The 14,010-nt window shown below is 64.2% G+C and carries 13 protein-coding genes; 3 read left to right on the top strand and 10 right to left on the bottom strand.

The window, feature by feature from the left end:
* Positions 1 to 34: 34 nt before the first annotated feature.
* From I2C21_RS02985 to I2C21_RS02995, 3 genes are read right to left on the bottom strand one after another with little or no spacing between them, the layout of a single operon-like run.
* A complete protein-coding gene (locus I2C21_RS02985) occupies positions 35 to 1,099 on the bottom strand; it encodes a M24 family metallopeptidase (RefSeq protein WP_186962901.1) in 1,065 nt (354 codons plus the stop codon).
* A gap of 35 nt (positions 1,100 to 1,134) precedes the next feature.
* Entirely contained in the window at positions 1,135 to 1,995 is an 861-nt protein-coding gene (locus tag I2C21_RS02990; protein WP_193536239.1) for a TIM barrel protein, read from the bottom strand.
* A 1-nt stretch (position 1,996) separates the two neighbouring features.
* A complete protein-coding gene (locus tag I2C21_RS02995; RefSeq protein WP_328821007.1) occupies positions 1,997 to 2,500 on the bottom strand; it encodes a YqeG family HAD IIIA-type phosphatase in 504 nt (167 codons plus the stop codon).
* A gap of 121 nt (positions 2,501 to 2,621) precedes the next feature.
* Here I2C21_RS02995 and I2C21_RS03000 point away from each other — a divergent pair, with 121 nt between their 5' ends.
* Entirely contained in the window at positions 2,622 to 3,398 is a 777-nt protein-coding gene (locus I2C21_RS03000; RefSeq protein ID WP_195278452.1) for a hypothetical protein, read from the top strand.
* A 3-nt stretch (positions 3,399 to 3,401) separates the two neighbouring features.
* Here the strand turns inward: I2C21_RS03000 and I2C21_RS03005 are convergent, their stop codons facing one another.
* From I2C21_RS03005 to leuS, 3 genes are all read right to left on the bottom strand, one after another.
* Entirely contained in the window at positions 3,402 to 6,071 is a 2,670-nt protein-coding gene (locus I2C21_RS03005) for a tetratricopeptide repeat protein (RefSeq protein ID WP_195278453.1), read from the bottom strand.
* 244 nt (positions 6,072 to 6,315) lie between these two features.
* On the bottom strand, positions 6,316 to 6,498 hold the full coding sequence (gene rpsU, locus I2C21_RS03010; protein ID WP_101693723.1) for a 30S ribosomal protein S21: 183 nt from the start codon (positions 6,496 to 6,498) through the stop codon (positions 6,316 to 6,318).
* Between the two features lie 179 nt (positions 6,499 to 6,677).
* Positions 6,678 to 9,101, bottom strand: a complete 2,424-nt coding sequence (gene leuS, locus I2C21_RS03015; protein WP_101693724.1) for a leucine--tRNA ligase — start codon at positions 9,099 to 9,101, stop codon at positions 6,678 to 6,680.
* Positions 9,102 to 9,299: 198 nt separating this feature from the next.
* Here leuS and I2C21_RS03020 point away from each other — a divergent pair, with 198 nt between their 5' ends.
* Positions 9,300 to 9,809 carry a hypothetical protein gene (locus I2C21_RS03020; RefSeq protein WP_195278454.1) on the top strand — a complete coding sequence of 170 codons (510 nt, stop codon included), beginning with the start codon at positions 9,300 to 9,302 and terminating at the stop codon, positions 9,807 to 9,809.
* A 64-nt stretch (positions 9,810 to 9,873) separates the two neighbouring features.
* Here the strand turns inward: I2C21_RS03020 and I2C21_RS03025 are convergent, their stop codons facing one another.
* Both I2C21_RS03025 and I2C21_RS03030 read right to left on the bottom strand, forming a co-directional pair.
* Positions 9,874 to 10,110: an RNA polymerase sigma factor gene (locus tag I2C21_RS03025; protein WP_195278455.1), complete on the bottom strand. Its 237-nt coding sequence runs from the start codon at positions 10,108 to 10,110 to the stop codon at positions 9,874 to 9,876.
* A 99-nt stretch (positions 10,111 to 10,209) separates the two neighbouring features.
* A complete protein-coding gene (locus I2C21_RS03030) occupies positions 10,210 to 11,343 on the bottom strand; it encodes an AI-2E family transporter (RefSeq protein WP_186962906.1) in 1,134 nt (377 codons plus the stop codon).
* 217 nt (positions 11,344 to 11,560) lie between these two features.
* Between I2C21_RS03030 and I2C21_RS03035 the strand changes: the two genes are divergently transcribed.
* Positions 11,561 to 11,998 (top strand): iron-sulfur cluster assembly scaffold protein, encoded by a 438-nt coding sequence (locus I2C21_RS03035; protein WP_101693729.1) that lies wholly within the window; start codon positions 11,561 to 11,563, stop codon positions 11,996 to 11,998.
* Positions 11,999 to 12,052: 54 nt separating this feature from the next.
* On the opposite strand, the gene rsfS is transcribed toward I2C21_RS03035, so the two are convergent.
* Together rsfS and I2C21_RS03045 are read right to left on the bottom strand one after the other, a co-directional pair.
* Positions 12,053 to 12,415, bottom strand: a complete 363-nt coding sequence (rsfS, locus tag I2C21_RS03040; RefSeq protein WP_101693730.1) for a ribosome silencing factor — start codon at positions 12,413 to 12,415, stop codon at positions 12,053 to 12,055.
* A gap of 30 nt (positions 12,416 to 12,445) precedes the next feature.
* On the bottom strand, positions 12,446 to 14,005 hold the full coding sequence (locus tag I2C21_RS03045) for an LCP family protein (protein WP_101693731.1): 1,560 nt from the start codon (positions 14,003 to 14,005) through the stop codon (positions 12,446 to 12,448).
* Between the last annotated feature and the right edge of the window lie 5 nt (positions 14,006 to 14,010).

The raw sequence follows: 14,010 nt of genomic DNA on the forward strand, positions 1-14,010 counted from the left end.
TTATCCCCATATTTGCAAGGGTTTTTCAGGTTTTTTACAGAACGATGAGCTCTTTCGGCGCCAGGGTGATGTCTTCGCACCCATCCTGGGTGAGAAGGATCACATCCTCGATGCGCACGCCGAATTTTCCCGGCAGGTAGATCCCCGGCTCCGCGGAGACCGCGACCCCCTCGGGCATGGGGTCCTGATTGCTGTGATTGGCGTTGGGGGACTCGTGGATCTCAATGCCCACGCTGTGTCCGAAGCCGTGGCCGAAGTACGCTCCGTAGCCGGCGTCCTCGATGACCTTGGCCGCGGCGTTGTGGATGTCGCAGCCCCGCACCCCCGCCTTGGCCGCGGCGATACCGGCCTTCTGGGCCTCCAGCACCGTGTAGTAGACCTTCTTCATCTCCTCGCTGGGCTCTCCCAGCGCCACGGTGCGGGTCATATCGGAGCAGTAGCCCTGGTACTTGCACCCGAAGTCCATGGTGATGAACTCGCCCTCCTGCACCTTCTTGTCGCTGGGGATACCGTGGGGCAGGCTCCCGTTGGGGCCGGAGACCACGATGGGGTCAAAGGACATCTTCTCCGCGCCGAAGCGGAGCATGTCATACACCAGCCGGGCGGCGATCTCCTTCTCGGTCATGCCGGGGCGGATGAACTTGAGGATCTCCTCAAAGGCCTTCTCCGAGATGCGCTGGGCGTGGATGAGGGCCTCCCGCTCCTCCCCGTCCTTCACGGCGCGCAGATCGGTGAGCAGCTGCTGAGCGGGCACCAGCTGGCAGGAGAGCGCCTTTTCATAGCTCTGATAGTCCTGCACCGTCATGTAGCCCTCTTCGATGCCCAACTTGCGGATGCCCATCTCCTCCACCGCCTGGACCACCATGGCTTTTTGGCTCACGGTGCGGGTGGTCATGGTGATCTTGGCACCGGTCACCTGATGCTCAGCGGCCTCAATGTAGCGGGAGTCGGTGAAATACCGCGTCTCCTGCTTGCCCACCACCACGGCGCCCTCGCCGTGAAAGCCGATGGCGTAGAACTCGCCGGGCTCGCTGGTCACCAGCATGGCGTCCAGACCGTAGGCATCCAGTTTGGATGCGATCTTCTCCAGATGATTCATGGTTCTGACTTCCTTTCTATCCATGGGGGCGGCCCTCAGTCCGTCCCCAGAAAATGCTCATAAGCCCGCTTCATGGTCAGGGCGTCCTCCGCCTGGGTCCCCGCCGACTCACAGATGATGGTGGGGCTCCACCCCCGGCGGGCCAGGGACCGCATCAGCGGGAGATGGTCGGGCCCAAACTCGTCCTGCTCAAAGGTGAGGTGCATTTTCTCGCCCCCGTTGGGGGTGAACTGGATGCGGGAGAAATGGCTGTGGAAGCGGCTGGCCCGCTCCTCGCCCAGGGCGCGCTCCAGCTTGTCCAGCATCCGCTCGGTGGCCTCCTCCCCCTGCTCCTCGCCCAAGCTCCGGGCATAGAGATGGCCGAAGTCCACCGTGGGGAGCAATCGCTCATCCACCTGACACAGCTCCAGCACCTCGTCCAGATCGCCCAGCTGGTTGATCTTGCCCATGGTCTCGGGACAGAGGGTGATGTGTCCGTATCCGGCGGCGTCGCAGGCCTTCACCACTTCCTCCAGGGAACGCAGCGCGATGTCCAGCGCCTCCCGCCGCGTCCGCTTCATGAGGGCGCCCGAGTGGATGACCACCCGTTCGGCCCCCATCCAGTCGGCGGCCCGGCAGGCGGCGGTGATATAGCCGATGGTCTTTTGCAGGCTCTCCGGGTCGGGATTGGCCAGATTAATAAAGTAGGGGGCGTGGAGGGAGAGGCGGATGCCCTCCTTCCGGGCGTTCTCCCCCAGCTTGCGGGCGGTCTCCTCCCCCACGTTGACCCCCTTGCCGCACTGGTACTCATAGGCGTCCAGGCCAAAGGCCCGGATCCAGCCGGGGGCCGCCAGAGAGGACTTGTGCGCCCGGGAGAAGGAGTCGGAATTGCCCGCGGGCCCAAATGATACGCTCATGCTATTTGCTCCTTTGCTTGGCCAGGGCGCGGAAGGGCCACTCCGCCGCGTAGCGCAGATAGCGGCCCGGATTGCCCGCCAGCCGGATGGGCTCCACCAAAAGGGTGCGCACCCCGGCCCGCTTCCCGCCCAGAATATCGGTAAAGATCTGATCGCCCACGATGGCAGTCTGCCCGGGGCCCACGCCCATCTGCTCCATGGCCCGGTGGAAGGAGCCCGGCTTGGGCTTTCCCGCGTGTCCGATGTAGGGCACGCCCAGGGACTGGGCATAGCGCCTGGCCCGCTCGGGTTTGCGGTTATTCGAGAGGATGAAGAGGGTCACGCCCGCCTCCCGCAGGGCCCTTTCCCAGGCCCGCACCGGCTCGTCCGGCTCGGGCACGCCATAGGCTGAAAGGGTATTGTCCAGATCGGCCAGCAGGAGGGTGATGCCCTCTTGCGCCAGCCACCGGGGCGATATGGCTTGTACGGAGGGGAATACCCGGTCCGCCAGCAGGGAAAGCGCCACGGTCCACCGCCTTTCCGCAGGACTGTTTCCAACTTGCCCTGCATAGAGTCCATTATACCGGCTTACGCCGTAATTTGCATTATAACATTGCTCCACCATGGATACAAGGGGGTACCTCAGCATGGTTACCGATTGCAAACTCATTTTTCTCACGCCGCCCGCCCTGGAGCGGTCCGCACGGGAACAGAACCTGCCCGCGGCCCATCTGGCCTACCGGGTGGGCGGCGGGCCCCACCTGTTCCGGGCCAATTTGCCCGTGGCCGCCCGGGGCGGGATCCTGGCCATGGACTGCGAGGGCTTCGACGGCCGGGGGGAGCCCTCCGCCTTCTGCCAGGAGGTCCTGCGGGAGTGCTCGGCCCGGGGCTTTCAGGGGGTATACTGCGCCTTTCCCGACCGGCCCATCCCCGTGCTCCAGCGGGCGGTGGCCGAGCTGGGGGAGGCCCTCCAGCGCCGGGGCTGGCCCCTCTATGTGCCCGAGCGCTATGGGGCGGCCTCGGACCACGCCTGCGTGCTCATCCCCACGGCCCTGTCGGGCGGCTCCCTGGAGCAGCGCCTGGCCGAGGCGGCCGAGCAGTACGGCCCCTCCCGTCTGGCCCTCCGGATCGAGCGGCTGGCCCAGGATTTCCTCCTCCCCTCCCCCACGGGAGAGGGGGTCCCCCTCTCCCGTCCGGCGCTGGCCGAGCAGCTGGAGGAGCGGGGCGGCTCGGTCTTTTTCTCCCATGAGCTGTGCGCTCACTACTTCACCTACATGACCAAAACAGATGGAGCCCACTTCGTCCTCTTCGACGATGCGGGCTCCATCCGGAAAAAATGTCAGCTGGGCGCCCGGATGGGCATCTCCCACGCCTTTGTTCCCTACGCACAGGTGGACGACCTGCTGCCCGGGCTGCTGGAATAGCCCTCAGCCCTTCAGCCGCTCCATGAGGCCCTCCAGTGCCTCCCGGAGATGGGCGTCCCCCTCGTTCTCCAGGTCCTGGCTCTCCAGGGCGCGGCGGCACAGCTCCCGGGCGGCGGCCGGGTCGGTCTCCACCGCCTTCCCCTCCAGATAGCACAGGGCCAGGCGGTACATCCCCTCGGCGTCCTCCCGGTCGGCCGCCTGCCGGTAATAGGAGAGGGCCTTGGCCGGATCGGCCGTCACCTGGACGCCCTTCTCATAAAACCGGCCCAGGGCGCACAGGGCGCTGCCCTCCCCCAGCTTGGCAGCATGGCGGTAGTAGGTGAGGGCCTTTTCCAGATCGGGCTCCACCCCCTGCCCCAGCTCATAGCACTCGCCCAGGTTGTAGAGGGCGGTGTCGTCCTCCCGCTCGGCGGCACGGCGGTAGAGGGCCAGGGCGGCGTCATAGTCCCGCTCCACGCCCTTTCCCTTCCGGTAGAGCTCCCCCAGGTTGTTCATCCCGCGCAGGCTGCCCTCTTCGGCGGCCCGGCGGTACCAGTGGATCGCCTGGGGATAGTCGGTCTCCATCCCCAGGCCCCGCTCGCAGCACCAGGCCAGATTGCACATGCCGGTCAGGCTGCCCCGGTCGGCGGCGCGGCGGTACCACTCCACAGCGGTGCTCCAGTCCTGCTCCACGCCCTCGCCCCGCTCATAGCGCAGGCCCAGCACGCACATGGCGTCGGGATCGCCCTGCTCGGCGGCACGGCGGAACCAGGCCACGGCCTGCTCCTCCTCCGCCGGGACCCCTTCGCCCCGGGTGTAGAGCCAGCCCAGATTGTACTGGGAGGAGGCGTCCCCCTGTTCCGCGGCCCAGCGGTACCAGCGCGCGGCCTCTTCTCCGCTCTGCTCCGCGCCCCAGCCCCGCTCGGCGGCCAGGCCCAGGTAGAAGCCCGCGCGGACCACGCCGGCCTCGGCGGCGCGGCGGAACCAGTCCACGGCGGCGGTACGGTCCTCGGCCATGCCCCGGCCGTTCCAGGCACACAGCCCCAGCCAGTAGGCGCTCTCCTCATAGCCGCTGTCCAGGGCGCGGCGGAACCAGTCTGCCGCCTGGGCGTCGTCCTGCTCCACTCCGCCGTCCCCGTAGTAGTAGTTGATCCCCACATAGCACTGGGCCCGGCCATAGTCCTGCTCGGCGGCGGCACGGTAGAGACGCATGGCCTCCCGGCTGTCGGCCTGTGGGACGCCCCGGCCCTGCTCATAACACACCCCCAGATTGGTCATGGCACGGGGATAGTTCTGCTTCGCCGCCTTCTCATACCACGCCACGGCCTGGGCGTCGTCCTGGGGCACGCCGGAGCCGAACTCATAGCACCAGCCCAGATTGCACATGGCGGGCACATCCTCCAGCTCGGCGGCCCGGCGGTACCACTCCACAGCGGCGGCCGGGTCCTTGGGCACTCCGGAGCCGGTCTCACAGCACACCCCCAGCTCCCGCATGGCACGGGGATAGCCCTGTTCGGCGGCGGCACGGTACCAGCGCACCGCCTCCTCCGGGTCCTGCTCCACACCGATCCCCATGTAGTAGCAAAAGCCCAGACAGCACTGCCCGGGGGCATAGTCCTGCTCCGCGGCGGCCCGGTAGAGGGCCACTGCCCCCGGCACATCGGCCTTCGTCCCCTCGCCCCGCTCCAGACACACGCCCAGGTTGCACTGGGCCCGGGCATAGCCCAGGGCGGCGGCGGCACGGTACCAGCGCACCGCCTCGCTCATATCCCTTGGGACGCCGGTGCCGTACTCATAGCACCAGCCCAGACAGCACATGCCCCGGGGATTGCCCCGCTCGGCGGCGGCGCGATACCAGCGGGCGGCCGTCTCCAGGTCCTGGGGGACTCCGGAGCCGGTCTCACAGCACCAGGCGTAGTTTCCCATGGCCCGCACGTCTCCGGCCTCAGCGGCGGCCCGGTACCACTGGGCGGCCCGGGCACGGTCGGCGGGCACGCCCACCCCGTACTCATAGCACACCCCCAGGCAGCACATGCCGTCCGCATGGCCCTGCTCGGCGGCGGCGCGGTACCAGCGCACGGCGATGGCGGCGGACTGCTCCACCCCGTCGCCGAACTCATACCGGCGGCCCAGCTCGGCCTGTCCGCCCGGGTCCCCCTGAAAGGCCGCCGCCTTCAGCCAGGCCAGGGATTCCGCCTCGTCCCGCCCCACCCCGATGCCCTCGTGGTAGCAGCGGGAGAGCAGGATCTGGGCCCGGGGAAAGGTCATCTCCGCGGCCTTGCGGTACCACTCCACCGCCCGCTCCGGGTCCCGTCCGGTACCGATGCCGTTTTGCAGGCAGAAGCCGAAATTACACATGGCCGGGACGTAGTCCAGCAGGGCGGCCTGCTCGTAGAGCCACGCGGCCTGTCTGGGGTCGGCCTCCACCCCGATGCCGTTTTCCAGGCACCAGCCCAGATTGCTGATGCCGCAGGGATCCCCCACCTGGGCGGAGCGCCGGAAGCAGGCACAGGCCCGCGCCTCGTCCCGCCGGGGACCCTCGATCCACCAGCTGCCCAGCAGGGCCCAGTCCTTTCCGGTGAGGGCGGCCTCGCTCACCGCCCCCATGGAATGCCCGCACTCCGGACATACCGCGCCGTTCTCCTCCTGTTCCAGGATCATGGAGCATCCCGGATGGCTGCATCGATAAATCATGGCGTGAACCGCCCTCCTTCTCGGGGAGAGCACCCAGGCCCGCCCTGTCTCTGTGATCCGTACTTCATGGAAAAGCGTCCCCCGCCCGGATCTGGCTGGGACGCCGCTGAACTGGAACCAAAGTTCCATCGTAACAGGTCCAGTCTACCATTTTTCCCGTCCCATTGCAAGAATCCGGCATCCTTCCCGCCGTCTGCGGACAAGAAAAGCCCCGCACCGATGTGGTGCGGGGCCCAGCTTGCTTTTAATAAAACTTCTTGCGGTTCTTACGGGCAGCCTCAGACTTCTTGCGGCGCTTGACGCTCGGGCTCTCGTAGTGCTCACGCTTGCGCACTTCGGCCAGGACGCCCGACTTGGCGCAGCTGCGCTTGAAGCGCTTGAGCGCGTTCTCCAAGGACTCACCGTCCTTCACACGGACTTCCGACATTGATTTCCCCTCCCTCCGAAGCGGCGGTCACGCCGCCAAAGGGCCACATACTGATAGTTATGGCTTTAACAATAAGATATTATATGCAAATTTTCTGTTTTTGTCAAGCTATAAATTTTCCTTTGTCCACATCCCGGCGGGACGCGGTGGAAAAATCCTGCTCAGACCGGGGCGCCGTCTTACTTCGCGATCAGGTTGACCAGCTTGTTGGGCACCAGGATGGTCTTGACGATCTGCTTGCCCTCCACAAACTTCTGCACCTTGGGATCGGCCAGGGCGGCGGCCACCACGGCCTCCTCCCCGCTGTCCATGGGAACGGTGATGGTGCCGCGGAGCTTGCCGGAGACCTGCACGGCCATGGTGACCTCGCTGGCCACGGTCTTGCTCTCGTCGTAGGTGGGCCAGCTCTGGGTGCAGGCCATGCCGCGCTCCTTGGCCAGGCCCAGGTTCTCCCACATCTCCTCCACCATGTGGGGGGCAAAGGGAGAGAGCATGAGCAGCAGGGCGCTCAGGTCGCCCTTGGAGCAGCCGTTCTGATAGAAGTCGTTGACCAGCGCCATGAGGGCGGCGATGGCGGTGTTGAACTTCATGGCCTCAATGTCGGCGGAGACCTTCTTGATGGCCTTGTGGATGGCGCTCTCGTTGGCGCTGGAGTACTCCATGGAGTCGGCGCACTGCTCGGCCAAGTTCCACACCCGGTCCAGGAAGCGCTTGCAGCCCTTGACGGCGTTGTCGCTCCAGGCGGCGGCCTTCTCAAAGTCGCCGATGAACATGATATACAGGCGCATGGTGTCGGCGCCGTACTGGGCCACCACGTCGTTGGGGTTGATGACGTTGCCGCGGGACTTGGACATCTTCTCTCCGCCCTCGCCCAGGATCATGCCGTGGCTGGTGCGCTTCTGATAGGGCTCCTTGGTGGGCACCACGCCGATGTCGTAGAGGAACTTGTGCCAGAAGCGGGAGTAGAGCAGGTGCAGGGTGGTGTGCTCCATGCCGCCGTTGTACCAGTCCACGGGGGACCAGTACTTCAGGGCCTCGGGCGAGGCCAGGGCCTTGTCGTTGTGGGGGTCCATATAGCGCAGGAAATACCAGGAGGAACCGGCCCACTGGGGCATGGTGTCGGTCTCCCGCCGGGCGGGACCGCCGCAGCAGGGACAGGTGGTGCTGACCCAGTCGGTCATCTTGCTGAGGGGGCTCTCGCCGTCGTCGGTGGGCTCATAGCTCTCCACGTCGGGCAGGAGCAGGGGGAGCTGGTCCTCGGGAATGGGCTGCCAGCCGCACTTCTCACAGTAGACCATGGGAATGGGCTCGCCCCAGTAGCGCTGACGGGAGAAGACCCAGTCGCGCAGCTTGAAGTTGACCTTGGCGTGACCGATGCCCTTCTCCTCCAGCCACTTGGTGATGACGGGGATGGCGTCCTTCACGGTCATGCCGTTGAGGAACTCGGAGTTGACCAGGATGCCGGTCTCGTCCTTGGCGGTGAAGGCGGCCTTCTGCACGTCCTCGCCGCCGGAGACCACCTCAATGATCTCACAGCCGAACTTCTTGGCAAACTCCCAGTCGCGGTCGTCGTGGGCGGGCACGGCCATGATGGCGCCGGTGCCGTAGGTGGAGAGGACGTAGTCGGAGATGAAAATAGGGATCTCCTTCCCGTTGACCGGGTTGACGCCCTTCACACCGGCCAGGCACACGCCGGTCTTTTCCTTGTTGAGCTCGGTGCGCTCCAGATCGGACTTGGAGGCGGCGGCGGCCTGGTAGTCCTTCACCTCGGCGGCGTTGGTGAGGGTGCCGTTCTCCAGCCACTTCTTCACCAGGGCATGCTCAGGGGAGAGCACCATATAGGTGGCGCCGAAGAGGGTGTCAGGACGGGTGGTAAAGACCACGATCTCCTCCCCGGTGGTGGCCTTGAAGGTGACCTCCGCGCCGGTGGAGCGGCCGATCCAGTTCTTCTGCTGGGTCTTGACCCGCTCGATGAAGTCCAGTCCGTCCAGATCGTCGATGAGGCGCTGGGCGTACTCGGTGATCTTGAGCATCCACTGGCTCTTCTCCTTGCGGATGACGGGGGAGCCGCAGCGCTCGCACACGCCCTCCACCACTTCCTCGTTGGCCAGGACGCACTTACAGGAGGTGCACCAGTTCACGGGCATGGTGGTCTTGTAGGCCAGACCCTTCTTCCACAGCTGGAGGAAGATCCACTGGGTCCACTTGTAGTAGCTGGGGTCGGTGGTGTTGACCTCCCGGTCCCAGTCGAAGGAGTAGCCCAGCATCTGGAGCTGCTTGCGGAAATTCTCGATGTTGTCGTGGGTCACCTTGGCAGGGTGGATGTGGTTTTTGATGGCATAGTTCTCGGTGGGCAGGCCGAAGGCATCGTAGCCCATGGGGAAGAGAACGTTATAGCCGTCCATGCGCCGCTTGCGGGCCACCACGTCCATGGCGGTGTAGGGGCGGGCATGGCCCACGTGCAGGCCCTGTCCGGAGGGATAGGGGAACTCCACCAGGGCGTAGAACTTGGGCTTGTCGCTGTGGTCGGGCGTCTTGTAGACGCCGGCCTCCTGCCACTTCTTTTGCCACTTGGGCTCAATGGATGCGAAATCGTACTTCAACGCTATCACGCTTTCCTAGAAAATATCGGTTCCGGCCCCAGCTGACGCCCTTGGACCGGCTTTTTACGGAATCTGTTTCATTATACCGAAAAAGTGCCGGGATTGCAAGGGGCTCCCGTCAAAAGCGGGCGGAGCGGGTGTTTTTCTTGCCTGATCCGGCCCTCCATGCTAAAATGAGGCAAAAGGAGGTGGTCCCATATGAAAAAACGGGGCATCTCAGTCCACGCCCTTGTGATCGCTCTGGCCGTGCCAGCGGTTTTGCTGGCAGCTGCGGCGGCTCTCCTGTTTCTCCTTCTGCACAGCTTTGGATTCCATCCGATCCACAGTCTTGCCGATATTACCGATGAGGACCTGCGCGGGGGAAGCAGCTCCTATCGCCAGACCTTTTGGATGGGCCACACCCTACCCGGCGGCTATGCCGCTCAGTGGCACTCCATGACCGGGTGGGACACCCTGGGCACCCTCTCCCTGCCGGAGGGTGGGACCTGTACCCTGCGCTATACGGTGGAGGACCCCGGTACCGGCTACCGTCTGGTCCTCTCCGATCCGGAGGGCGGCCTCACCGATCTGGAGCCGGGGGACAATACCCTCACGCTCCCTGCCGGGGAGACCCGGGTGGTCCTGGCTGCCTATGAGACCAGCGGAGCCTTCTCGCTGGAACTTCTGCCCGGAAGTCCTGCCAAGCCGGATTTCCAGGTCGACGACTGATCTTTTCCACAAACTGCGCCGCTCCCGGACTGCTGCGATGGTCCGGGAGCGGCGCTTTCTGTCTCTATTCCGGCAATTGCTCCAGCCAGTGTCCCGGCCCGGCGGTATCCTCGGAGCCGATGGGGATGTACCAGTATTGCAAGGTGCACACGGCCCGGTACCGCTCGGGCAGGGAGAGCACCGCGTCCAGCACGCCGCTCTCCTCCCGCTCCGGGGCGGTGAGGCCATCCGCGTCATCCAGCGGGCGGCTGTGCCTGCGCCACGGAGCGCGGAACAGATCCCCCGCGCAGTTGACCGTCACCTCCTGGCCCTTCTACTCATAACACGGCCTATGGCGTGAAAAGGTTACCGGTCCTTCCAAAAAAATTTCCCGGTCCGACTGGACCGGGAAATGGGTGTATCACAGATCATGTCTTTCGGCGAGGCGCTTGCGCACATCCTTTTTCAGCAGCGCATAGAGCACCGAGGCCACGGGAACGCTGAGGAGCACGCCCGGCAGGCCGAAGAGACCGCCGCCCACCGTGACCGCCGTCAGCACCCAGATGCCGGGCAGGCCGATGGAGGTGCCCACCACCCGGGGATAGATGACGTTGCCCTCGATCTGCTGGAGGATGGACAGGAAAATCAGGAAAATAAGGGCTTTGAGGGGAGAGACCATCACCAGCAGAAAGGCCGCCAGAATGGCCCCGATATAGGCGCCCGCCACCGGAATGAGGGCGGAGACGCCGATGATGACGCCCACCAGGGGGGCATAATCGGCCTGGATGAAGAGCATTCCCCCAGCGCACAGGCCGCCCAGGATGCAGGCCTCGATGAGCTGTCCGGTGACAAAATTCGTGAAGGTGTCCGCCGTCAGATGGACCACATCCAGCACCGCCGCCGACGTGCGGGGCCGGGTGTAGGCCTGGAGCAGCCGCCGGCACTGGGGCAGCAGCTTCTCCCGGCCGCCCAGCATGTAAATGGAGAAAATGATGGAGAGTACGCCGGTCACCACCATAGAGATCAGGCTGCTGGTCAGGGAGACCACGCCCAGCAGGGTGCTGCTCAGTCCCTGGGCCAGGTTATCCAGGATGTCCTTCAGATAGGTGCTGAGCTGGGGAATGTTGGGCAGACTCTGGGCCAGATTCTCCAGATGCAGATACTGAGAGAGTTCCCAGCATATCTTTTGCAGATTATAGAGGTATCCGCTCAGGTTCGAGGCAAAGATCTGGATGCTCTCCACCACCTTGGGCGTGATGAAAGAGGTGATGACGGTCACCACCGCGATCAGCAGCACATAGGAGGAGGCCACCGCCAGGGGGCGGCTGAGTCCGTCGGCTCTGGTGCGGCCAAGCCCTCGGTGATAGAGCCGGTAAAGGGCCTGACAGGGCCGGTTGAGGATAAAGGCCAGCGCAAACCCGATATAGACCGGCTTGAGCAGCCCCACCAGATAGGAAAACAGCCGCATCAGCTCATCAAACTTGATGACCACCAGCACCAGCAACACCGTATAGGTGATGATGAGAAGAATGCTCCGAAGTAATTTTTTATCCATACGTTCTCCTTTCCTGCCCCTCTATTCCAGCGGGAGCAGGTTTCTGTGCGGCCCTTCCCTTCGCAGAATATGCCGCTTTTTGTCCACTATACCATTCCCCGAACCGTTCGTCAATGAAAAGCCCCTGTCTTGACTTTTCCCACCCTGCTTCTTATAATTCATATTAGGACTTTTAAACTGTTTGGTGCGCCTGTGGGCGCCCGGAAAGGATCCTGCTATGTATACCGATCAGGTCATGGACCATTTTTATCATCCCCGCAATCTGGGCACCATCGAGCATGCCGACGCGGTCGGCGTGGCCGGAAACCCCAAGTGCGGCGACATCATGCAGATCACCCTGCGGGTGGAGGACGGCATCATCACCGACGCCAAATTCAAGGTCTTTGGCTGCGGCGCCGCCGTGGCCACCAGCTCCATGGCCACCGAGCTCATCAAGGGCCGCACGGTGGAGCAGGCCTTCACCCTGACCAACGACCAGGTGGCCCAGGCCCTCGGCGGACTCCCCCTGCACAAGATGCACTGCTCCGTACTGGCCGAGCAGGCCATCAAGGCCGCCATCGGGGACTACTATGTCCGGCAGGGCATCCTCTCCCCGGATGAGGTCCAGGTCTATGACGACCCCCACGGGGAGGATACCCCGGACGAGGAGGTCTGAGCTCCTCCGTACACAAAAAAGCCCCATCTCCGATGCGGAGATGGGGCTTTTTCTTTAGCCGTTGGGCAGCACGATGTCGCTGATGTCCACCTCGGTGGCATCGGACCAGAGCCGCTCCAGATCATAAAACTTCCGGGACTCCTCCATGAACACATGGATCACCACGGAGGAGAAGTCCAGCAGGATCCAGCCGCCGTCCCGGTGGCCTTCCACATGGTGGGGCATCTCCCCCTGATCCTTGAGCATCTTCTCACAGGTGTCGGCCAGGGCCTTGACCTGCGTGGTGGAGGTGGCGGTACACAGGACAAAATAGTCGGCCAGGGTGGTCAGGTGTCCGGTCTCCAGGACCTTGATGTCCTGGCCCTTTTTGCTGTCCAGGGCCTTGACCGCGGCCAACGCGAGTTCTTTGGGCGTCATAGACGATTCTCCTTTTTTCTCTTTTGTGGATTAACTGACCGCCTCGGGCGGGAGCACGACCTCTCCGCCGCCATCTGCGGGCGGAGCGGTGGGCGCTGCCGTGGGAGCGGCCGTCGGCGCCGGAGTGGGTTCTGCGCTGGGCGCCGGGGTAGTTGTCTCAACCGGGGTGCTGGGCGCGGGGGTCGCACTCTCCACCGGCTGAGAGGGCTGTGCGCTCTCGGTGGGTGTCTCGCTGGGCTTGGTTGTCGGAGTGGCCGTCACCTCGGGCTTGGGGGTTGCAGAGGGCTTGGGCGTGCTGGAGGGCTTGGAGGTGCTGCTCCCGCTCTGGCTGCTGGAGGAGGAACTTCCGCCGCCGGAGCTGTTGGCCTTGGTGTCCTCCACCCGTCCGGTGGTGGAGTGGAGGCGGCCGTTGTCGTCCACGCTCATGATGTCCAGCTCACTGGGGTCCAGATCTTCCTTATAGGGATTGAAGCACTCGTTGACCAGATCCACCAGCTCGTCCTCAATGGGGGTCACATAGGACTGGTAGTTGTGGTAGCTGCGGCTCCACACCATCTCTCCCTGGTTGGGCATGGTGCAGAAGTTCACGTTCTCCATCTGCAAGCCGCCGAAAATGGCCTGCTGGGCAAACCACGCCAGGTTGTTGACGGTGAGGTCGGTGGTCACATTCTTGGTAAAGACCTTGGCCAGCTCATTGATGCGGGTCACGTTCTGGATCTGGAGGCACTGCTCCACCACGGCGGTGAGGAAGGCCTGCTGGGTCTCGATCCGGCCCAGGTCCCCGTTGGGGTAGCCCTTCATCTTGCCGTTGACCATATTGTCGTGGCGGTAGCGGACCACGCCCATGGCCTGCTCGCCGTTGAGCTTCTGATAGCCCTTGTTGATGTGGATGTGCAGGTCCTGGGTGGGATCGTCATAGTTCATGTCGATGGGGACGTCGAAATACACGCCGCCCAGGGCATCCACCAGCTCGCCCACGGCCTCCCACTCCACGATGACCTCGTAGTCGGGGACAAAGCCCACCAGCTGGCTGATCTCCTTGTACAGGGCCTGGATGCCCTCATCCCCGCCGCCGTAGAAATTATAGACCGAATTGATCTTTTTAATATCCCAGGGCACATTGACCATGGTGTCGCGGGGGATGCTCATGACATTGAGCTTCTGATTGGGCACATCGTAGGCCGCCAGCATGAGGGTATCGGTGTTGCCGCCGCCGCCGGTATCCCGGCCGATCACCAGGAAGGTGAAGAAATCCTCCTTCCGGTCGGCGGAGGTGCGGCCGGGCCGGTCCGTGGCCAGCAGCTCCCCGCTCTCCTGCGGCATGGGGACCTTGGGCTCCGTGGGGAGCGTGGGCTTTTGAATAAAGAAGTGCAGAAAGAGGAAGGCTGCCAGCAGCACCGCGGCCAGCACCGCGGCCACGATCAGAAGGACCCGGAGGACCTTCTCCTGCGTTCTGAGCTGCTTCCATGGCTTTTTCGGCCCTTTGGACCGGTTTTTCCGGGGCTTGCCCGGCTCTTTCCTGCTGGGACCGGAGGCAGTATGCTGCAGCCGCGCGCCGCCCCGCCGGTGTTCTCTCTTATCTGTTTCCATTCCGT

The organism is Clostridium sp. J1101437_171009_A5 (genome assembly GCF_015547905.1).
In the GTDB taxonomy this organism is placed as follows: Bacteria; Bacillota; Clostridia; order Oscillospirales; family Oscillospiraceae; genus Pseudoflavonifractor_A; species Pseudoflavonifractor_A gallinarum.